We start from the raw sequence: 344 nt of genomic DNA on the forward strand, positions 1-344 counted from the left end.
GAAGTCGTAACAAGGTAGCCGTATCGGAAGGTGCGGCTGGATCACCTCCTTTCTAAGGAGTAATTACCTACTGTTTAATTTTGAGAGTTTTTAGTAAAAACTTTCTAAAATATGTTTGACAAAATGTCAGAGATATGCTATTATATTTTGTGTCGAAAAAAGTCGAATATAAAATATGGGGGTGTAGCTCAGCTGGGAGAGCACTTGCCTTGCACGCAAGGGGTCAGGAGTTCGATCCTCCTCATCTCCACCATATTAGTACTTTAAGCAACGGGACATGAACGCATGTGAATGGACGTTGGCGACGTACTGTTAGTACTTTGAAAACTGCATAACATTTAGTG

1 tRNA gene is annotated in these 344 nt (G+C 40.7%); it reads left to right on the forward strand.

Annotated features, from left to right (window positions below):
• The first annotated feature begins 177 nt into the window (after nucleotides 1–177).
• Nucleotides 178–253: transfer RNA gene (locus tag ATCC9714_RS16635), tRNA-Ala, on the forward strand.
• The last annotated feature ends 91 nt before the right edge of the window (nucleotides 254–344 follow it).

Source organism: Paraclostridium sordellii (genome assembly GCF_000953675.1).
Classification (GTDB): Bacteria; Bacillota; Clostridia; order Peptostreptococcales; family Peptostreptococcaceae; genus Paraclostridium; species Paraclostridium sordellii.